This is a genomic window from Janibacter limosus NBRC 16128, assembly GCF_001570985.1.
GTDB lineage: Bacteria > Actinomycetota > Actinomycetes > Actinomycetales > Dermatophilaceae > Janibacter > Janibacter limosus.
In genome coordinates, this window is sequence record NZ_BCSS01000030.1 from 1 (window position 1) to 20,206 (window position 20,206).

General features: G+C 68.4%; 21 protein-coding genes. 18 read left to right on the forward strand and 3 right to left on the reverse strand.

Annotated features, from left to right (window positions below):
• The 5 genes from JLI01S_RS17145 to JLI01S_RS11490 all read left to right on the forward strand — a co-directional run.
• Positions 1-568: hypothetical protein (locus tag JLI01S_RS17145; protein ID WP_218005503.1), on the forward strand; the 568-nt coding region annotated here is incomplete at its 5' end.
• A 222-nt stretch (positions 569-790) separates the two neighbouring features.
• Positions 791-2,242, forward strand: a complete 1,452-nt coding sequence (lysS, locus tag JLI01S_RS11475) for a lysine--tRNA ligase (RefSeq protein ID WP_245634600.1) — start codon at positions 791-793, stop codon at positions 2,240-2,242.
• Position 2,243: 1 nt separating this feature from the next.
• Positions 2,244-2,450 (forward strand): hypothetical protein, encoded by a 207-nt coding sequence (locus JLI01S_RS11480; RefSeq protein WP_068264637.1) that lies wholly within the window; start codon positions 2,244-2,246, stop codon positions 2,448-2,450.
• Positions 2,451-2,498: 48 nt separating this feature from the next.
• Positions 2,499-2,828, forward strand: coding sequence for a histone-like nucleoid-structuring protein Lsr2 (locus JLI01S_RS11485; protein ID WP_068264640.1), 330 nt, complete (start codon positions 2,499-2,501; stop codon positions 2,826-2,828).
• Positions 2,829-2,839: 11 nt separating this feature from the next.
• A complete protein-coding gene (locus JLI01S_RS11490) occupies positions 2,840-3,454 on the forward strand; it encodes a (2Fe-2S)-binding protein (protein ID WP_068264641.1) in 615 nt (204 codons plus the stop codon).
• On the opposite strand, the gene JLI01S_RS11495 is transcribed toward JLI01S_RS11490, so the two are convergent.
• The 3 genes from JLI01S_RS11495 to ligD (JLI01S_RS11505) all read right to left on the reverse strand — a co-directional run bounded on the left by JLI01S_RS11495 (position 3,441) and on the right by ligD (JLI01S_RS11505) (position 5,704).
• Positions 3,441-3,815: a VOC family protein gene (locus JLI01S_RS11495; RefSeq protein WP_068264642.1), complete on the reverse strand. Its 375-nt coding sequence runs from the start codon at positions 3,813-3,815 to the stop codon at positions 3,441-3,443. The two genes, JLI01S_RS11490 and JLI01S_RS11495, sit on opposite strands and share 14 nt — an antisense overlap.
• 76 nt (positions 3,816-3,891) lie before the next feature.
• A complete protein-coding gene (gene ligD, locus JLI01S_RS11500; RefSeq protein ID WP_068264644.1) occupies positions 3,892-4,776 on the reverse strand; it encodes a non-homologous end-joining DNA ligase in 885 nt (294 codons plus the stop codon).
• The gene (gene ligD / locus JLI01S_RS11505) at positions 4,769-5,704 is read right to left on the reverse strand and encodes a non-homologous end-joining DNA ligase (RefSeq protein ID WP_068264646.1); all 936 of its coding nucleotides are present in this window, start codon (positions 5,702-5,704) and stop codon (positions 4,769-4,771) included. Before ligD (JLI01S_RS11505) ends, ligD (JLI01S_RS11500) begins: the two co-directional genes overlap by 8 nt.
• Positions 5,705-5,808: 104 nt before the next feature.
• On the opposite strand from ligD (JLI01S_RS11505), the gene JLI01S_RS11510 reads away from it, so the two are divergent.
• The 13 genes from JLI01S_RS11510 (at position 5,809) to JLI01S_RS11570 (ending at position 20,118) form a co-directional block, all read left to right on the forward strand.
• A complete protein-coding gene (locus JLI01S_RS11510; RefSeq protein WP_068264648.1) occupies positions 5,809-7,656 on the forward strand; it encodes a hypothetical protein in 1,848 nt (615 codons plus the stop codon).
• A 33-nt stretch (positions 7,657-7,689) separates the two neighbouring features.
• Positions 7,690-8,655 (forward strand): non-homologous end joining protein Ku, encoded by a 966-nt coding sequence (gene ku, locus JLI01S_RS11515; RefSeq protein ID WP_068264650.1) that lies wholly within the window; start codon positions 7,690-7,692, stop codon positions 8,653-8,655.
• A gap of 12 nt (positions 8,656-8,667) precedes the next feature.
• On the forward strand, positions 8,668-9,492 hold the full coding sequence (locus tag JLI01S_RS11520; RefSeq protein WP_068264652.1) for an Fpg/Nei family DNA glycosylase: 825 nt from the start codon (positions 8,668-8,670) through the stop codon (positions 9,490-9,492).
• Between the two features lie 134 nt (positions 9,493-9,626).
• Entirely contained in the window at positions 9,627-11,222 is a 1,596-nt protein-coding gene (locus JLI01S_RS11525) for a purine-cytosine permease family protein (RefSeq protein WP_068264654.1), read from the forward strand.
• 12 nt (positions 11,223-11,234) lie between these two features.
• Positions 11,235-12,185, forward strand: a complete 951-nt coding sequence (locus tag JLI01S_RS11530) for an oxidoreductase (protein ID WP_068264655.1) — start codon at positions 11,235-11,237, stop codon at positions 12,183-12,185.
• A 47-nt stretch (positions 12,186-12,232) separates the two neighbouring features.
• Positions 12,233-12,757: an aromatic-ring-hydroxylating dioxygenase subunit beta gene (locus tag JLI01S_RS11535; protein ID WP_068264657.1), complete on the forward strand. Its 525-nt coding sequence runs from the start codon at positions 12,233-12,235 to the stop codon at positions 12,755-12,757.
• 30 nt (positions 12,758-12,787) lie between these two features.
• On the forward strand, positions 12,788-14,191 hold the full coding sequence (locus JLI01S_RS11540) for an aromatic ring-hydroxylating oxygenase subunit alpha (protein ID WP_068264659.1): 1,404 nt from the start codon (positions 12,788-12,790) through the stop codon (positions 14,189-14,191).
• A gap of 5 nt (positions 14,192-14,196) precedes the next feature.
• Positions 14,197-14,835 (forward strand): isochorismatase family protein, encoded by a 639-nt coding sequence (locus JLI01S_RS11545; protein WP_245634598.1) that lies wholly within the window; start codon positions 14,197-14,199, stop codon positions 14,833-14,835.
• Positions 14,832-16,136, forward strand: a complete 1,305-nt coding sequence (locus tag JLI01S_RS11550) for an NADH-ubiquinone oxidoreductase-F iron-sulfur binding region domain-containing protein (RefSeq protein ID WP_068264663.1) — start codon at positions 14,832-14,834, stop codon at positions 16,134-16,136. The genes JLI01S_RS11545 and JLI01S_RS11550 overlap by 4 nt, the downstream gene beginning before the upstream one ends.
• Positions 16,133-16,327 (forward strand): ferredoxin, encoded by a 195-nt coding sequence (locus JLI01S_RS11555; protein ID WP_068264665.1) that lies wholly within the window; start codon positions 16,133-16,135, stop codon positions 16,325-16,327. Before JLI01S_RS11550 ends, JLI01S_RS11555 begins: the two co-directional genes overlap by 4 nt.
• 48 nt (positions 16,328-16,375) lie before the next feature.
• Positions 16,376-17,431 carry an ABC transporter permease gene (locus tag JLI01S_RS11560; RefSeq protein WP_068264667.1) on the forward strand — a complete coding sequence of 352 codons (1,056 nt, stop codon included), beginning with the start codon at positions 16,376-16,378 and terminating at the stop codon, positions 17,429-17,431.
• Between the two features lie 24 nt (positions 17,432-17,455).
• Positions 17,456-18,601 (forward strand): sugar ABC transporter substrate-binding protein, encoded by a 1,146-nt coding sequence (locus JLI01S_RS11565; RefSeq protein WP_084349385.1) that lies wholly within the window; start codon positions 17,456-17,458, stop codon positions 18,599-18,601.
• Complete coding sequence (locus JLI01S_RS11570) at positions 18,589-20,118, forward strand: sugar ABC transporter ATP-binding protein (RefSeq protein WP_157074926.1); 1,530 nt, start codon at positions 18,589-18,591, stop codon at positions 20,116-20,118. Before JLI01S_RS11565 ends, JLI01S_RS11570 begins: the two co-directional genes overlap by 13 nt.
• Positions 20,119-20,206 lie beyond the last annotated feature (88 nt).

Genomic DNA, 20,206 nt, shown 5'->3' on the forward strand with positions numbered 1-20,206 from the left:
GCTCCACGAGGCCCACGCCCTCGCCCGCCGCTCCCGGCAGATCGCCACCGCCTTGCTCGCGTGCGCGGGCGCGCTCGTCGTCGGGCTCCTCCTCGGACGTCTCGCCGGGGCGGTGCTCGCCGCACTCGCCGTCTTCGCCGTCGCCCGCGCGGGCGCCGGCGGCTTGTCCACGTGGCTCACCACGCCCGGCCTGCGTCGTGCCCTGCCCGCTCACCCGGCTGCCGTGGCTGCGGTCCTGGCGGTACCCCCCTTCGCCATGACGGTCGTGGGGTCGGCCATCGCCGTGGGCGCTCTCGGCTTGTCATGGTGGGCCCCTCTCGGCTTCGCCTTCGCCGCTATGGCCGGGGCCATGCGCGCCTGCGACCCGCCGCCGGAGCTCGGGGCCGCGCTGGCCACCCCGGGCGGGGCCATGCACGTTGGGCTCGTCCGGCGACTCGTGCTCGGCCCGGACCTGGTGCTCGTGGGAGCGGCGGTCGTGCTCATCGGGGATGCGCTCGCCCAGGGGCCGCTCGCCCTGATCGTGTGCGCGGGGCTGGCGGCCTGGCAGGTCGCGCGCCCGAGGGACTGAGCGAGGCACGACGGTCCGCCCGGGCGCCTCCGGTCGTGACTCGTGTGCTGGATCGTGATGCGCCACGTGAGTCACCGCCGGAGGCGGCGGAGACGATGTCGGACCGCTCGTGGCCAGCGCGACAGCGTGCGGATTCGGGGTCGGAGAGGCTCGCGGATATCGTGGTGTCCCGTGAGTGACACCCCCATCGAGCCCCCTGCCGACGACGAGCTGCCCGAGCAGATGCGCTTCCGTCGCGCCAAGCGCGACCGCCTGCTCGCCGAGGGCAAGCAGGCCTACCCGGTCACGGTGGGCCGCACCCACTCCCTCGAGCAGGTCAACGACGGCTGGCAGCAGCTCGAGACCGGCGAGGAGACCCAGGACGTCGTCACCGTCGCCGGCCGGGTGATGTTCGTGCGCAACACCGGCAAGCTGGCCTTCGCGGCACTGCAGGAGGGCATCGGGACCCGCCTGCAGGTGATGCTCTCCCTCGCCGAGGTCGGCGAGGACTCCCTGGCCGCATGGAAGGCCGATGTCGACCTCGGGGACCACGTCGCGGTCACCGGTCGGGTCATCCGCTCCCGCCGCGGTGAGCTCTCCGTCATGGCGACCTCCTGGACTATGGCCTCCAAGGCGCTGCGTCCCCTGCCAGTCCTCCACAAGGACCTGTCGGAGGAGGCCCGCGTGCGTCAGCGCTACGCCGACCTCGTCGTGCGTCAGGAGGCGCGCGACATGGTGCGCCTGCGCGCCGGGATCGTGCGCGCCATCCGCGAGACCCTGCACGAGCGCTCCTTCATCGAGATCGAGACCCCCGTGCTGCAGCTCGTGCACGGTGGCGCGGCCGCACGTCCCTTTGACACGCACATGAATGCCTTTGACCAAGAGATGTCACTGCGCATCGCCTTGGAGCTGCCGCTGAAGAAGGCCGTTGTCGGGGGTGTCGACCGGGTCTACGAGATGGGTCGCCTATTCCGCAACGAAGGCGTCGACTCGACCCACTCCCCCGAATTCACCTCGCTCGAGGTCTATGAGGCCTGGGGTGACCAGTTCACGATGGCCGAGCTCATCAAGGAATTGCACTTGGCCGCGGCCAAGGTCGCCGGAACCACGGTGGTGAGCACCCCCGCCGGGGAGGCCGACCTCAGCGGCGAATGGCGCTGGCTCTCCTTCTACGACGGTTTGAGCGAGGCCGTGGGCGAGAGCGTCGACGTCGATACTCCGCTGGAGCGACTGCGCGAGATCGCCGACGCCAAGGGGGTCCAGCTCGACCCTGCGTGGGATGCCGGCAAGGCCGCCATGGAGCTCGTCGCCGAGCTCGTCGAGCCGACCTGCGTGCAGCCGACCTTCATCTGCGACTACCCGGCCATCGCCCAGCCGCTGGCCCGTCCCCACCGGGACAAGCCCGGCCAGATCGAGGCCTGGGACCTCTTCATCGGCGGCGTGGAGCGCGGTACCGCCTTCTCCGAGCTGATCGACCCGGTCATCCAGCGAGAGGTCCTCGAGGACCAGTCGCGACGTGCGGCCGCTGGTGACGACGAGGCGATGCAGCTGGACGAGGACTTCTTGCGTGCCCTGGAGTTCGGCGCGCCGCCCATGGGCGGCCTGGGCCTGGGGATCGACCGGCTCATCATGCTCTTCACCGGTGCGGGCATCCGAGAGACCATTCTCTTTCCGCACCTGAAGCCCGAGGCCTGAGATGGACCTCGTCAATGAGTACTGGGCTTATGCGGCGGCATTGCTGCCCACGGTCGGTGTCGCATTCCTCTTCTACTGGATCATCCGATACATGATCGAGGCAGATCGCAGTGAGCGAAAGGCGCTCGCGAAGTGGAATGCCGACCAGAAGGCAAAGTCCGAAGACGGGGCTTCTGGGGACAACTCGGGAGATTCTCCGAATACCTGACTATGGTGGGGGGCGCGAAACATCAATTCACCAATGAATGGAATGACTATGGCGCAGCGTGTCCAGATCATCCTCGAGGACGACCTCGACGGTGGCGACGCCACCGAGACCATCACCTTCGGGCTTGACGGCGTGACCTACGAGATCGACCTCAACGACAAGAACGCAGCGGCACTGCGTGACGCACTCGCCGGTTATGTCGGTGCCGGTCGTCGTGTCTCCGGACGCAAGAGCAGCGGATCTTCCTCCAGCGCCCGCTCCAACAGCGGTGAGCTGACCAAGATCCGCGAGTGGGCTCGGGCCAACGGCCACGACGTCTCCGACCGCGGGCGCATCAGCCAGAAGGTGCGCGACGCCTACGCCAAGGCCAACGGCTGAGTCACCCACCCGTGAGTGCCGAGCTGCGCGATGTCATCTCGCAGCTCGGCCGCTCTCTTGCCGTGCTGCAGGTCCGGGTCGCCGATGACGGCGACCCGGACCTCGGCATACCCCTGGCCAGGGCGCACGAGATCGCCCCGGGGTGGATCGACACCTATCGCGAGCTGACGATCGAGCAGTGGGGCACGGCCCCACCCGGCATGCCCTCCGCCTTCGTCCTGCAGTACCTCGTCGACCCGCTGGCCACGGTCATCTCCGCGGCCGCGACCCGGACCCCCTTCGCGCTGTCGGCGGACCCCTCGCTCTGGTCGATCGGCCTCGAGCCGACCTACCTCTATCCCGTCGCGGCGCAGGTGCGCGCGGGTGACCACCGCCGCGTCGACGACGACACCGAGCGGCTCGACCTCGCCTACGAGGGATATCGCGCCACGGCCGACCAGATCGCGACCGCGCTGCCCTCGCCCACGAGGATGAGCTCCCGCCAGCGCCTCGGCATGGTCGAGGACATGTGGGAGATGTCCCTCGCCCGGCTGGCCGGCGCGCCACCGCCCGAGCGGCTCTCGTGCTGCCTGATCTACTCGCTGCCGGACTGCCAGCCGTGCGCTGGGTGCCCTAGACGTCCCTGACGGGCGTCGTGAGCAGCCACTGCGTGCCCCACGGGTCGACGAGACGCCCCGCGCGGGCCCCGTAGGGCTGGTCGGACACCGGGATCAGCACCGCCGCGCCGTGAGCGATCGCCCGCTGGGCGAGGGAGTCCGGGCTGGCGCACGTCACCTCCACGATGGCGCCGGGCGTCGGCACAGGGTCGTGCGCATCGGCGTCCTTGAGGCTGAAGGCCCGACCGGCCACGGTCACGCTGGCGTGCTGGACGGCGCCACCGCTGCGGTGGACCGGTCCCGGGAGCGCGTCGAGCACGTCGACCATGAAGGCCATGGCTGCGGTGGCGTCGCTGACCACCAGCTTGGATGAGACCTGGATGTCGTCCATGTCGTCCAGCCTGCCCTCGGGGGCGCCGGGAGTCTTGGACGAATCGGAGCTGCGCGCGGTGGTCGCCGCCCGACGCTCAGTCGGCGATCAGCGGGGCGAGCAGGTCGCCGTCGCTCTCGAGCCGCTGCAGCACCTGCTCGAAGTCCAGCTGGGTGAGCGCGTCCGCGTCCTCGCCGCCCGCCTCGACCTCCTCCCAGGTCCGCGGAGCCGCGACCCACGGGTCCTCACGCCCCCGCATCGAGTAGGGGCACACGGTCGTCTTGGCGGCGACATTTTGGCTCCAGTCGATGAAGACCTTGCCGGGGCGCAGCGTCTTGGTCATCTTCCACAGCACGAGCTCGGGGTGCTTGTGCGTCATCTCCTGCGCGAGCTGCTGAGCGAGGTCACGGACCTGGTCGCTCGTGAGGTCGCCCCCGAGCCGGGCGTAGAGCTGCATCCCCTTGCTGCCGGAGGTCACCGGGTGCAGGTCGAGACCGAGCCCGCCGAGGCGCTCCCGCAGCAGGAGCGCGACGCGGGCGCACTCGTGCAGGCCTGCCGGCTTGCCCGGGTCGAGGTCGATGACGAGCCGGTCGGGGTTGAGCCGCTCGCCGTCCTCGACCCGCCACTGGGGTACGTGCAGCTCGATGCTGTTGAGGTTCACGAGGTAGGTCAGCTGCGCGAGGTCCTCGACGAGGGGATAGGTGACGTCGGAGATCTCGACCCTGGGCAGCCAGCTCGGCGCGCCGGAGGGCAGGTTCTTCTCGAAGAAGCTCATGTCCTCCACGCCGTGAGGGAAGCGCACCCGCGTCACCGGTCGGCCGGCCAGATGCGCCAGGACCGTCTCGCCTGCCCGGGCGTAATAGGAGAGGACCTCTCCCTTGGTCGTCTCGGTCGCGGGATACATGACCTTGTCCAGCGAGGTCAGGCGCATCGTGCGGCCGGCGACCTCGACCCGGGTGGCCGTCCCTCTGGAGTCAGCCATCGGTGGCCTCCCGCAGGTCGGCGGCGGTCAGGTCCGAGCGCATCCGTTGATAGGACGGCTGCCGTAGCCGTCCGCCACCGCTGCGGCCCAGACTCGCGACATCGAGCACGACCTCCGGCTCGACCCACGTCGTCCCGACGGCGTCCTCACGCGGCACCTGCGTGACGAAGGGGGACCCCGCTCGCTCCAGCGGACGCAGCCGCGTGAGGAGGGTCGCCCCCGCGCGTCCGGCGAGCCCGGCGCCGACGCGCCCCACGAACTCCCAGCCGTCCGGGCCGGGCCGGCCCACGAGCACGGAGCCCAGCCGGTTGCCTCCGGCCTCGGGGCGCCAGCCCCCGACGACCACCGAGAGGGTGTCGCGGTGGGGCCGCTTGAGCCAGTCAGACGAGCGACGCCCGGGGGAGTAGGGGGAGCTGCGGCGCTTGGAGACGATGCCTTCGAGGCCCTGCTCCGCGGTCGCCGCGAGCAGCCCCTCACCGTCCTCATGGGTCGGTGGCACCTGCCACCGCGGACCGTCGAGCTCGAGCTGCTCGAGCAGGGCACGTCGCGTCGCCCACGGCTGTGTCGTGAGGTCCTGGCCCAGCAGCCGCACCACGTCGAAGACGACGAAGGTCACCGGACGGGCGACGGCGGCCCGGGCCGCCTTGCGCGCGTCGGCCACGTGCATCCGGTCGGCGAGCGCGGCGAAGGAGGGGCGCCCGTCGACGAAGGAGACCACCTCGCCGTCGAGGAGCATGTCGTCGTAGAGGTCGGCCAGCGGGACCAGCTCGGGGAAGGCGACGGTGACGTCCCGCCCCGAGCGACTCGTCAGGGTCAGGCCGCCTCCCTTCGCCTCGGCCAGGATGCGCATGCCGTCCCACTTGACCTCGTGCACCCACTCCGGCCCTGCCGGGACCGTCTCGGTGAGGGTGGCGAGCATCGGGCGCATGGAGCCATCCTGCCGTCGTCAGCCGCCAGCAGGGATATCGTGACCGCAGTGATGGGGCCGTGGGGACCCCACCGGATCAGTTGTCACGCCAGTGAGGGGACGTCGTGGGTCAGGGCCAGAGCGCCGAGCGCACCATCGTGGTCATCGGCGAGGGATCGATCGCGACCACGACCGCGACCATGCTGGCGGCAGCAGCCATCCGCCGCGAGGGGTACTCGCTGCTCACCACGAGCGGACCAGCGGCGCCCAGCGGCCCCGGTCTCGTCATGGTGCACCGCTTGTCCCGCGGTACCCACTCGCTGGTGATCGCGACCGCGACCTACCCCCTGCACTGGTCCCAGATCGTCGAGCGCGCCGACCAGGTCGTCGTCGCCTCGACCACTGCCGAGGTCACCTCGGCGGCCGCCAAGCTGCAGGTGCTGCATGGGTGGGGCGGGGCGGCATCGTCCCTCGCCGCCCGGACCGTCGTCGTGCTCGCCAGGGCCGACGCGAGCCACCCGGCGCCCAGCGAGGTGACCAGCAGGTTTGCGAGCCTGGCCCGCGCCACGCTCGTCGTCCCCCACGACTCGCGCATGCACGCCGATCCGCTGCAGCAGGGAACTCTCCCGCAGGCCTCGCGTACGGCGTGGGACGGCGTCATGCGGGTCGTCGGTGAGGACGAGCTGTCCGAGGACGAGATGGACACCCAGCCACGCATCGACGTGCGTGATCTCTTTGCCGGTACTCCCGGTGGCGCGCCCGCCCCTGGAGCGCCGGCCAACACCTGGGGTGGGCCTCGACCGACGCCGCGACGGGGTCGCTGGGCTCTCGTCGCGGTCGCCGTGGCCGTCGTGGTGGCCCTGGGGGTCACTCCCTTCGTCATCGCAGGAGGGTTGCCGTGGGATGGCGACTCGGCGGGTGGCACGCCCGGCCTGTCGCCGGTGGACCCGGTCCACGGCTGGACGAGTCAGGCCGAGTGGACCTCGCCGGAGATCGCCGCGGGCGACAGCGCCCCGACGGTGCTCGTCGCCGAGGGCGCCGCGATCACCACGACAGGCGATCCCGCGGCCCCCGACCTCACGGCGCTGAGCACCTCGGACGGAGCCGAGCTCTGGTCCAGCCCGATCGCCGGCGCGCTCACTGGTCCACCTCAGCTGATCAGGTGGCAGGACGAGCCGGCCGTCGTGGCGGCGACGGCCAACGAGCTCTACCTGTGGCGGCACCTCGGCGTCGAGGACGAGACGCCGACGCCGCAGACGTGGAGCTTCACCGAGGCCGATGTCACCCTCGTGGCCGGCAGCCCGGTCCCGCTGCTCGCCAACGAGGAGACCCTCACCGCTCTCGTCCTGCACGACGGCGCCCTGCGCCGCCGGGCGCTGCCCTCGGGCGGCCAGCCGCTGGCCGCGGACCTCGACGGACGGGTGCTGTCCGTCGGGTCGACCGGTCACTGGTGGTCCAGCGGGGACAACGGCGAGGTCTCTGACGGCACCCTGCTCGCGCCCCCCGCCTATGGCGCGCTCCCGGGCGCGGTGCTCGGTGTCGGGGGCACGACCCTCGTCGTCAACTGGACCCGCAACAACCGCACGACCCACCTCGCGGGCTACGACGTCACCGACCAGATGGAGCCGACGTGGACGACGACCGTCCCCGGTCGGGTCGCGGTCGGTGACTTCGCCGTCGCCCCCAACGGATCGTGGGCGACGGCGGGCACCGTGGCGGTCGATCTGGGCACCGGCGCCAAGGAGCCCCTGGGCCAGCAGTGGGCGACCATCCGGATCACCGACGACCGGGCCTGGTCGCGCGATGCGGCAGCGACGAGGAAGGGAGCCAGCACCACACCGCTCCCTGGGCCCATCAATGCCGCTGACGGTGTGCCGATCGCCGTGACCGGTACCGGGCTGGGGTTGATCGTCGCCTCGGAGGGCGATGGCCCCTCTCGGATCTACGCTCTGCAGCCGGACCCCGACGCGTAGGCTTCGACCGACCCACACCTGCGGGAGGACAACATGCGTGCAATCTGGAAGGGCGCCGTCTCCTTCGGCCTCGTCAACGTCCCGGTGCGTCTGTACTCGGCGACCGAAAACCACGATGTCCAGTTCCGTCAGGTGCACCGCACCGACGGGGGCCGGATCAAGTACAAGCGCTTTTGCAGCAAGGACGGCGACGAGGTCGCCTATGACGACATCGCCAAGGGGTACGAGACCGAGGACGGCAGCATGATCGTCCTGACGGACGAGGACATGGCCGATCTCCCGACGCGCTCCAGCAAGGAGATCAGCGTCGAAAAGTTTGTCCCCGAGGACCAGATCGACCCGATGCTCCTCGACAAGAGCTATTACCTCGAGCCCGACAAGTCCGCGACCAAGCCCTATGTGCTGCTGCGTGAGGCGCTCGAGGTCCAGGGGCGCATGGCGATCGTCACCGTGTCCATCCGCACCCGGATGACGATGGCCGTCCTGCGGGTCCGCGACGGCGTCATCGTCATGCAGACCATGCTCTGGCCCGACGAGATCCGCGCTGCGGACTTCGCGACGATCGAGGACCAGGAGGTCAGCGACAAGGAGATGTCGATGGCCCGCATGCTCATCGACGAGCTGGCCGGCGACTACGACCCCGACGAGTACGAGGACGACTACGCGCTCGCCGTCGAGGCGCTCGTCAAGGCCAAGCTCGAAGGGGGCGAGGTCCAGCAGCCTGAGCCCGACGAGGAGGAGTCCGGCGAGGTCGTCGACCTGCTCGCTGCGCTCGCTCGGTCCGTGGAGAAGGCGAAGGCCTCTCGCGGCGAGAGCACGTCGAGCGCTCCGGCCACGAAGCCCACGGCGTCTGCAGCGAAGAAGAGCGCGGCCAAGAAGTCGACGACGACGAAGAAGGCCGCCGCGAAGAAGACTCCGGCCAAGAAGGCCGCAGCCAAGACGTCGACGGCGAAGAAGACCGCAGCGAAGAAATCGTCCCCGAAGAAGAAGGCGAGCTGACCTCCCTTCGTCATGCCTGAAGGCCACACGCTCCACCGTCTCGCTCGCGACCTGCACGGCACCTTTGCCGGGCAGGTCGTCGAGGTATCTTCTCCCCAGGGCCGATTCGGCGCCGGCGCAGCGCTGCTCACCGACCACGAGCTGATCGAGGCGCGGGCCCACGGCAAGCACCTCTTCGTGGAGTTCGCGGGGGAGCGGGTGCTGCACGTGCACCTCGGGCTCATCGGGACCTTCACCATCGACGCCACGGCCTATGTCGGAGAGCAGCCGGTCGTCGGGCAGGTCCGCTGCCGGATCGCGACGGACGAGCACGTCGCCGACCTGCGCGGACCGATGACCTGCGCCGTCATCACGCCTGAGCAGGAGGACGCGGTCCACGCCAAGCTCGGTCCGGATCCCTTACGGGACACCGATGGTGGGCCGGCGTGGGAGCGGATCCACCGCTCACGCAAGTCGGTCGCGGCGCTGCTCATGGAGCAGGACGTGCTCGCCGGCGTCGGCAATGTCTATCGCTGCGAGGTCCTCTTCAGGCATCGGATCAACCCAATGACGCCGGGGGAGCGGCTCAAGCGCGCGTCGTGGGACCTCGTCTGGACCGACCTGCGCCGGCTGCTGCCGCTCGGTGTCGCGACGAGTCGGATCGTCACGGTCGACGAGGAGATCGAGCAGGTCGAGTCCGCCCTGGCGAAGGGGGAGGACGTGCACCTCGACGAGCGCACGAGCTATGTCTACAAGCGCACCGGTGAGCACTGCGTGCGGTGCGGCTCCGTCGTGCGGGCCAAGGACGTCGCCGGGCGCATTCTGTACTGGTGCGCCAACTGCCAGCGGCGCAGCTGACGCCACGCAGGCTAGGTGTGCCTCGGTCCACATCGCGGACCTGCATCCAACCGGTCCTTGACACTTCGTGACCGGGGTCCCACACTTCATCAAAGTGTATGCAAAGGTGCGTACACCTGAAGAAAGGTCCTCAGATGGGTGTTGCCCCCAGGGAGTCGCAGGCAGAGCTCACGCCACGAGCTGTGCGTGAGCTGGAGCTGTCCGGCTCGGACGACCCGCGCGTCGTCGACGACCAGCACCACGACGACTACGCCAACCACGTCGTCCCGATCTCGATGCGGCTCGGCAGGTGGCAGCTGGCCATGTCCTTCTGGTCGCTGCTGTCCGCGATGGTCTGGCTCTTCTACGGAGCCCTCGCCTCGAGCCTCTTCGGTAGCGCCAACGCGATCATCGCGATGGTCCTCGCCGTGGTCACCTACTCCGTCGGCAATGCGGTGATCGCCCGCTGGACGATCCGCACCGGCCTCAACGCGACCCTGCTGTCGCGCCAGACCTTCGGCATCTTCGGTGCGATCTTCGCTGCCGCGATGCTCACCGCCAACACCGTGTACTACGCCGTCTTCGAGTCGAGCACCCTGGCCGTCGCCTTCGCGCACTACACGCCGTCCTGGCGCATCGAGGTCTGGTACGCCGTCGTCGCCCTCATCATGCTGCCGCTGATGCTCGGCGGGGTGCAGACCTTCATGGCCAAGCTCAACGGCGCCCTCCTGCCCTTCTACTACGTCGGGCTCATCGCAGCGGTCGTCGTCACGGCGGTCCGCTTCCCGGTCGGCTCCGCCTGGCTGGACTTCGAGGGCATCGTCCCGCCGGAGGCGCGTGCGTACCCGGGGTGGGTCCTCGCCTTCATGCTCTACATGGGCCTGTTCATCCTCATGCCGACGACGGCGGACTTCGCCCGCTTCGGCAAGGTCGAGGACGAGAAGTTCCACACCAACGTCAGCTTCGGCTGGGTCTTCCAGACCCTGCTCTTCCTCGTCAACGGCGTCGTGGGCATCTTCCTCGTCCGCTCGGTCATCCCCAACGAGCCCGCCGCGGAGACGGGCGTGGTCACGGCTCTGCTGTCCAGCCTGGGCGTCTTCGGTCTCATCCTCATCGTCGTCTCGCAGACCCGGATCAACACGCTCAACTACTACGAGTCCTCGGCCAATGCCTCCCGTGTCATCACCTCGCTGACCGGCCGACGGGTCCCGCGGCTGGGTCTCGTCGCGGGGCTCACCGCGGTGGTCTTCCTCCTCATGCTCACCGATGTCTTCAGCTACATCCAGCGGATGCTCGGCTGGCAGGCCGCCTTCATGGTCGGCTGGGTCGGCATCCTCCTGGCCCACTACGCGCTGTCGAAGGGGTGGAGGGCCACCGAGTTCCGCGCGCAGCGGGCCCCCCGGGTGACGTGGGGCCTGGCCGCGTGGTTGATCTCCGCCGCCGTCGCGATCTGGCTCGAGGAGTCCAGCGCGGCCCCGGCCAAGCTGGCCGCCATCGCCCCGGTCGCCGCGCTCGTCATCGCCGTCGTGCTCTACACGATCGGGTATCTCGTCATGGCCGCTCGCCGGGCCGAGCTGCCCGTGAGCGACATCCGTCTCGAGGTCGACGACGTCTGGCGCACCTACGTCCGGTGCGACGAGTGTACGAAGTCCTACGTCGCCTACGAGATGGACCGGGACGTCCACTCCGACGACCACCGACCGCTGTGCGACGCCTGCGCCATCGGCAGTCGCGCCACGAACTTCGCCTGAGAGAGGACGACCATGTCGACCGCAGTGGACGCTGCCCCCTTCGCCAGCCTGGCCCGCCCGGGACACATCGGCCGGCTCGAGCTGCGCAACCGCGCCGTGAAGTCGCCGCAGGCGACCGCCACGGCCAACCAGGACGGGACGGTCACCCAGCGCACCGTCGACCACTACCGGCGCCTGGGCGAAGGGGGTACCGGCCTGGTCATGGTCGAGTACACCCATGTGGACGATGACGCCTCCAAGGCGATCCACAACCAGATCGGTCTGTCCCGGCGGGAGCACGTCGCCGGCCTGGGGTGGCTCGCTGACGTGGTGCGTTCCACCGGGGCGAAGGTGGGCATCCAGCTGGCCCACGGCGGTCGCCAGAAGTTCCTCGGCACGCGTCCGCTGAAGTCCGCCTCGACCTCCTCCTGGAGCGAGGTCGAGGCGGTCGAGGGCAATGTCCCCGTGCCGATGACGGCCGTCGAGATCCATCGGGATGCCGACCTGGACGTCGCGGCCGGGGTGACGACGAGGACGCCAGCGACGGTGCGCCCCGAGGACGTCGGGTCCTGCGTCGTCGTCGTCGGTGGCGGGTTCCAGGGGTGCGAGTGCGCCCTGCGGATCGCCCGGGAGGTGCCCAGTGCCACGGTCACCCTGGTCGAGCAGCACGAGTCACTCCAGCAGGGTGATGAGGTCTTCACCGACCTCATGGCCCTGCCGAGGCTCCTCGCCGAGGCCGGGGTCGACGTGCGCACCGGGACCCGCGCCACAGGCGTGACGGTTGACGGCGTCTCGCTGGCCGACGGCGAGCTGCTCGAGGCCGACACCGTCGTCCTCGCGAGCGGGCGCCGGGAGGCGAGGGACCCCCTTCGCCAGGCACTGGCCGAGCGGGGGCAGCAGGTCGTCACCATCGGCTCGGCCGACCGATCGGGGCGCGTCTTCGATGCCGTCCACAGTGCCTTCTTCACGGGGAGGCAGCTGTGACTGCCGATGCACCCGTGACCGACCACCCACCTCGAGAGGGAGCAGAGATGACCAACCGACCCTTGAGCTCGACCAGCCCGGAGCACACCGCCGCGGTCGACTTCCTCATGCTGGAGGCCGAGCTGCTCGACGACCTCGAGGAGCGTCGCTGGCTCGTCGAGATGGTCAGCCGCGACGTGATCTACCAGCTGCCGCTGCGCCAGACCGTCGAGCGCTCACGCGGCAACGGGGTCGCGCCCGGGATGTACCACCTCAACGAGGACTACGGCTCGCTGGGTTCGAAGGTCAAGCGCAACGAGACGGCCTATGCCTGGGCGGAGGACCCGCCGTCGCGGGTGCGTCACTTCGTGACGAACGTCCGCGTCCGCCACGGGGAGCGTCCCGGCGAGCTCGCCGTCCGCTCCAACATCCTCATCTACCGCACCCGCCAGGACCAGACCACGCCGCAGCTGCTCGCCGGCGAACGGCACGACGTCCTGCGTGACGAAGGGGAGGGCCTGCGACTGCTGCGCCGCTCCGTTGTCCTCGACCTCACCGTCATCGGTACCCACAACCTCTCGATCTTCTTCTGACCGGCGACGGACCAACGAAAGAGACATGCCATGACCCAGGACGTCAACGAATCCCTCAAGGTGCGCCCACCGCTCACCGCGCGTGCGACCGAGCTCCTCGACGAGCTCGACGCCAACCTGCCCGACGGCTACATCCCGGCCTCGATCTTCGGTGACCCCGCGATCTACCAGGCCGAGCTGCGCCGCGTCTTCGGGCGCGCGTGGGTCTTCCTGGCCCACGAGTCGGAGATCGCCGCCAACGGCGACTACGTGGTCCGGGCCATCGGCGAGGACAACTTCATCGTCTCCCGCGACGAGCAGGGCGAGATCCACGTCCTCCTGGACGCCTGCCGCCACCGCGGCGTCCAGGTGTGCCGGTCCGACGCCGGCAACTCCAGCCACTTCCGGTGCCCGTACCACGGGTGGACCTACGCCTCCGACGGCAAGCTCATCGGGGCACCGCTGTGGAAGCACGCCCTCGAGGGCATGGACAAGGAGTCCAACGGTCTGCTCAAGGCTCCGAAGGTCGAGAGCTTCCTCGGGCTCGTCTTCGCCAGCCTCGACCCGACCGCGCCGCCGCTCGAGGAGTACCTCGGCGGGATGGGCTGGTACCTGTCGCTGCTCTTCGGCCTCGACAAGGACGGCGTCGAGGTGCTCGGCCCGCCGCAGCGTTTCATCGTGCAGGCCAACTGGAAGTCGGGGGCGGACAACTTCTCCGGTGACGACTACCACCTGGGCACTCTGCACCGCTCGGTGTGGGACATCGGGGCCTTCCCCGTGGCCTTCCAGGACAACATGATGGGCTACCACGTCCAGGCGGCGCCCGGACACTCGTTGTCCTTCTCCATGGCCGAGGACCCGGACGAGCCGGGACCCAACTTCTTCGGTTTCCCCGACACCCTCGCCGAGCACTTCGACACGACGAACATCTCCGAGCACCAGCTCGAGATCGCGCGCCGCGCACGGGTCTTCGTCGGCAATGTCTTCCCCAACTTCTCGGTGCTGGCGCTGCCCATGAGCGAGGACGGCGACAAGCACGCCCCCACGGGCATCCTCACCATGCGCACCTGGCAGCCCAAGGGCCCGGGCGAGATCGAGATCTGGAACTGGTTCCTCGCGTACAAGAACCTCAGCGACGAGCAGAAGGAGCGCACGTACAAGGCGGGCCTCGGGACCTTCTCCGTCGGCGGCTCCTTCGAGATGGACGACACCGAGCCGTGGATCACCGTGGGCCGCACCGGTCGGTCCGTCGCCGCGGAGCTGATGCACATGCAGCTCAACTACAAGATGGGCATGCCCGGTGTCGGCATCGCCCGCGAGGTCGACGACTGGCCCGGGCCCGGCAAGGCCTACTGGTCGCGTTACGAGGAGGGCGTCCAGCGCAACCTCTACCGCTACTACTCCGCGCTCATGCGCGCCGGTGACGGCGAGTGGCCCGTCACCTCGCTGGAGTGAGCGCCGTGACGACCTCCACCGACCGCGACGCGGTCCTCACCCGGTACGCCGAAGGGGGCCTGGCCGGCGCCCTGTCGCCGGGTCACCGACCCGCCCTGCTCGTCGTCGACCTGCAACGGGGCTTCACCGACCCGGCCTGCGGCCCCGGCTTCGAGATGCCGACCGTCGTCACCGAGACGGCCCGGCTCGTGGCAGCCGCCCATGCGGCCGACGTGCCGGTCCTCTTCACGACGATCGCCTTCGCCTCGGACGACGAGCCGGTGTGGTTGACGAAGATGCCCGCGATGCTCGAGCTGCGGGACGGTTCCCCCTGGGTCGACATCGACCCGGCCGCCGGGATCGCCGACGGAGACCACGTCGTCGTCAAACAGGCGGCCTCGGCCTTCAGCGGGACCGACCTGGCGAGCCGGCTGGAGGAGGCCGGCGTCGACACGGTCGTCGTCTGCGGCGCCACGACCTCCGGGTGCGTGCGCGCCACCGCGGTCGACGCGATCTCCGTGGGGCTGCGGCCCTTCGTCGTCGCCTCCGCCGTCGGCGACCGTGAGCAGTCGCCCCACGACGCCGCGCTGATCGACATCCAGGCCAAGTACGGAGAGGTCGTCCCCATCGAGACGGCCCTGTCCATCATCGAGGAGCACCGATGACCACCTTCCCCTTGCTGCGTCGGGTCCCCGATCGTCTGCCGACCGCTCGCGTCGCGCCCTGCATGGAGCCGCGCCTCGTGCGCACCCGACCTGACGGCGCACCGCTCGGGCTGGCCGGCGAGCAGGAGGCGGGGTACCTGCAGGAGACACCGACGCCCGCGTCAGCCGCCGGACTCATCGACGAGCTGACCCGTGCCCGGGTCCAGGGCCGCGGCGGGGCCGGCTTCCCGGCCCACGTCAAGTGGCGCTCGGTCGCCGCGGCCGACGGGCGGCGTGTCGTCGTGGCCAACGGCCACGAGGGCGAGCCGGCGTCCGGCAAGGACCGTTGGCTGCTGCTCCACCGTCCCCACCTCGTCCTGGAGGGACTGCTGCTGGCAGGCGCCGCCCTTGGAGCCGACCGGACCATCGTCTGCGTCAGCCGTCCGGACACACGCGCCTCCGTCGAGGCGGCCATCGGTGACCTCGCGGCGGCGGGACTGGTGCAGGAGTCGGTGGACATCGAGGTCGTCTCGCTCGACCACCGGTACGTCACGGGGGAGGAGAGCGCCCTCGTGCAAGGCATCAACGGCAAGCAGCCGCTGCCGACCTTCAAGCCTCCCCGGCCCTTCGAGGAGGGCGTCGGCGGCCAGCCGACCCTCATCCAGAACGTCGAGACGCTGGCCCACGTCGCCTGGATCCACCGCCACGGAGCGGAGGCCTTCGCCCAGCTCGGCACCCGGACCTCGCCCGGCAGCGCGCTCTTCACGATCATGGGCGGACCGGAGGACTGCGCGATCATCGAGGCGCCGCTCGGCATCGAGATCCACGAGCTGCTGTCCTTCGTCGGCGTGCAGCCCGAGGCCGTCTCGCGCCTCTTCCTCGGCGGGTGGTTCGGAGGCGTGCACGCCTCGGAGGTCCTCGGCCTCGAGTGCGACTACACGACCCTGCGTCTCGCCGGGAGCGGACTCGGCTGCGCCTCGCTCACCGTCATCGGTCCCGACGAGGACGTCGCCGGCATCGTTGCCGAGCTCGGTGCCTGGTATGCCTCCGAGAGCGCCCAGCAGTGCGGGGTCTGCCGCAACGGCACCCGAGCCATCGGCAAGGCGCTCGGCAAGAACGCGGAGGGACTCGCCGACGACGAGGACCTGGCCAACCTCTCCCGGTGGGGCGTGGACCTGCCCGGCCGCGGGGCCTGCGCCTTCCTCGACGGGGCGGCGACCCTGGCCCGCACCACCGTCTCGGTCATTAGCGCCAAGGAGTTCGTGGGCGCCCGAGCACGCGCTGGGAACGGCGCCACCACCACCCTCGAGGAGCAGTCATGAAGGCACGCATCGACGCGATCAGGTGTCAGGGCTACGGGACCTGCGTGGACCGGTGCCCGGAGCTCTTCGAGCTCGACGAGTGGGGATTCGCCGCCGTCATCGGCGATGGCGACGTCCCCGAGGCGCTCGAGGAGGCAGCGCGCTCGGCGCAGCGAGCCTGCCCCGAGGACGCCGTCCATCTCGGCTTCTGAAACCCACCTGCACTTCACTCGTGCACCTCGAACAGACAAGGACTCATCATGGCGCGGCGTCGATCCGTTGAACTGTCAACCTTCGCACCGAAATTCGGTCTTATCGGCGTGTGGCTCTGCGTGGGCGCCGCCTTCTCCGTCCTGCGTCCTGAGCGTTTTCTCACCTGGTCCAATGTCCAGACGATCTTCGGCAGTCAGACGGTGATCCTCTTCTTGGCGCTGGCCTTGTGCGTGGCGCTCAGTGCTGGAGAGGTGGATCTGTCCATCACCGGTGTGCTGGGCGTGAGCTCCGTCCTCGGCGGCTTCCTCAACGTCGAGCTCGGGTGGCCCATCGTGCCAACCATCATGGTGATGTTGTTGTGTGGCGCTCTCATCGGGGCTCTGAACGCCGTCTTCGTCGTCGGGTTGGGAATCAACGCGATGGTGGTGACCCTGGGGTCGGGGACCTTCTTCGGGGGGATTGCCGTGGCCATCAACCAAGAGACGGCATTCGGCATCAGCGACGGCTTGGTTAGCGCCATGCGGGCCCAGGTGATCGGTCTACCGCTCGCGTTCTGGTACGGGGTGGCTCTGACGGCAATCCTCTGGTGGGTGTTCCGATACACGATCGTTGGCACTCATCTCCGGTTCGTCGGGTCGAATCACAACGCATCCCGGCTGAGTGGCGTACCGGTCGACCGGCTCCGGACGGGTTCTCTGATCATCACCAGCACGCTGGCGGCGACCGCCGGAGTAGTCATGATCGGAACGCTCGGATCGGTGAACCCTGCGATGAGTCCGCCCTATCTCTTGCCAGCTTTCGCCGCGGCCTTCTTGGGCTCCACTGCGATCAACCCAGGGCGCTTCAACTCCGTAGGAACATTCGTCGCCGTCTACTTCCTGACAACCGGCATCACGGGGATCCAGCTCATCGGAGCTTCAGGCTGGGCGGCCAACGTCTTCTATGGCGGGGCTCTGGTTCTCGCAGTCGCGGCTTCACAGGTCGTCGGTCGATTCAAGCGCAAGGCCGACATCCAAGACCTCATCGACGACGCGACCACGGAATCAACGTCCCACCACGATGCGGCACTGGACAGCATGTCCGCAAAGTCCGTGCGTCTCTGACCTTCATACTCGTAGGAGAACCCCATGCCTTCTCGTCTCAAGTTCACCGTTGCTCTCCTGGCATCCGCCGTGGTGCTTCCGCTCGTTGCGTGTTCCGCCGCAGCAGGACCCGAAGGCGAGGTGAACCAAGGAGCGGTCGACGCCGCCAACAAGATCGCGGATGACTACCGCAAGCCGATCGCGTGGGAACCGCCCGGACCGGCATTCGACGTCACACCAGCCAAAGGGAAGAGGTACTTGTACATAGCCAACGGCCTCAACCTGCCGTATGTGAAGGCACAGGCGGACACCATCAAGCGTGAGATGCCCAAGTACGGCGTCGACGTCACGATCCTCGACGGCAAGGGCAATGCCGACGACACGTCGAAGGCGATCACGCAGGGGATTGGTATGGACGTCGACTTGATCGCGGTGGCTACGGTGCCTCCAACCCAGATCCAGCCGGCGATCAAGCAGGCGCATAAGGCTGGCATCGAGTTCGTGATGAGCGGAACCCACGGTGATCCGGAGTGGCCGACCAAGGAGGAGCAGGCCATCGGGATCGTGGCTCAGCAGGAGCTGTGCCAGACCTGCATCGGCGAGGCCATGGCGGCGTGGGCCGTCGAGCACACGGGAGGGCGTGCCCATGCGGTCGCCTACGGGGTGAACAACGACCTTGGGTCCAAGGTTCAGCAGGCCGCCGAGAAGCGCGTGCTGGAGGAGACCTGCGAAGACACTTGCTCGTTCACCCCCGTCACCTTTCCTGGGTACGACGAGTTCTTCAACAATGTCGGCACCCAGTCGGCTACGGACATCCAAGACGGTAAGACCAACGTGCTGATGCCGGACTACGACACCTTCTCGCAACCGATCATGTCGTCCTTGGCCCAGCAGAATGCTGAAGAGCGCGTCTCCGTTGTCTCGAGCAACGGCACGCCGGAGGTGCTCCAGAACCTTCTTGGGTCGTCGCCCCTCCGAGCCGATGTGGCCTTCCCATACACGTGGCAGGGCTGGTCGCACATTGACCTTGCCCTGCGGATTTTGTCCGGCGAGGGCCCCATCGAGAAGGCGGGTGTTCCCGTACGCCTGCTCGACGAGACCAATGTCGGCGACATCGACCTTGCCGGGAGTGATGAGGCAATCTTCGGTGTCGACCCGGCCAAGAAGTTCCCGACGCTGTGGAAGAACTGATGGGCATGGGAGTACAGCAAGTGGTGCATCCCGAGATCTGTGCCCTTGAGGTGTCGGGCTTGTCGAAGACCTTCGGCGCAACACGCGTTCTCACGGATCTGGATTTGACCATCCGTTCGGGTGAGGTGCACGCGCTCGTAGGTCAAAACGGGTCTGGCAAAAGCACCTTCATCAAGATTTTGTCTGGCTACCAGCCGGCGGACAAAGGTGGCGAGGTCTACGTTGCTGGTGAGGCGGAAGGATGGTCGGACAAAATCGCCTTCGTCCACCAAGACCTTGGCTTCGTCGACTCGTTGAGCATCGTCGAAAACCTAGCCGGCGCCTTCCATAGCCGTTCCCTGGGCACCTTGAACTGGCGTGCCGAACGCATCCGGGCGGAACGAATCACCGAACTCGCTGGGCTGTCGTTGTCCGTGGACACTCCCATGCGATCACTTCAACAGGTGGACAAGGCATTGTTGGCCCTTGCCCGTGCGCGGGATGAAGTCGTGGATGCGCGTGGGTCCCTCTTGGTCCTCGACGAACCGACCGCCTATTTGCCGAATGACCGTGTCAGGGAGCTGCTGAGTCAGATCGTCCAGACAGCACGATCTGGGGTCGGCGTGCTGCTCGTGACGCACCGCCTCCAAGAGGTCATGGCCGTCGCTGACCGTGTGACGGTGCTGCGGGACGGGAAGGTCGTTGCGACCAAGGAGGTCCCCGAGACGACAGAGGCCGAAATCATCGAGGCCATGATCGGGACGACGCCAGATGCGACGTATCCCGATAGACCGGACTCCTTGGAGACCGCTGCCTTTCTCAGGATCAGGGGGCTGTCTGCCGATCTTCTCGGTCCGGTGGATCTTGCCGTCGCGCCTGGCGAGATCGTCGGATTGGCAGGCCTCGTCGCCTCCGGATGGGAGCAAGTTCCGTACGCGATCATGGGTGCCCTTGACAACGTCAATGGTTCCCTCGCTGTAGGCGAGGCGGAGCCGATCGAGTTCGCGCGGATGACACCACAGCGGGCTGTGGCCATGGGGATCGCTCTTGTGCCAGCCGATCGGGTCCGAGACAGCGCTGTCGGCGAGCTATCAGTCGAGGAAAACGCCACTATCGCCACGCTCCCCAGACTGGTCAGTCACGGAAAGCTCGACTTGGCCGGTCGACGACGCCTGACGAATGCCCTCCTGAAGCAGTTCGATGTTCGGCCGGCAGTGCCGGACGTCGCGATGAGCACCCTCAGCGGTGGTAACCAGCAAAAGGTGCTCATGGCCAAGTGGCTGAACATCAGTCCGCGGATCCTTGTCCTGCATGAGCCGACGCAGGGAGTGGACGTCGGCGCTCGTTACCAGATCTTGCGCCATGTCATGGAGGCCGCAGCTCAAGGCGCGGCGGTGGTCATCGCCAGTGCGGAACACGAGGACCTCGCCAACATCTGTCATCGGGTCCACGTCTTCGAGCGAGGAGTGATCTTCCGGACGCTCGAAGGCGGTGATCTGACCGAGGCGGCGCTCTTGAGCGCGGCGCAAGGAATTTAGTGTTCCGAGTGATGAGATGACGACGTGCAAAAATGTATGCAAACATGTATGCATAGTATGTCGGTTATTCAGCGAACAAGAACAAGGA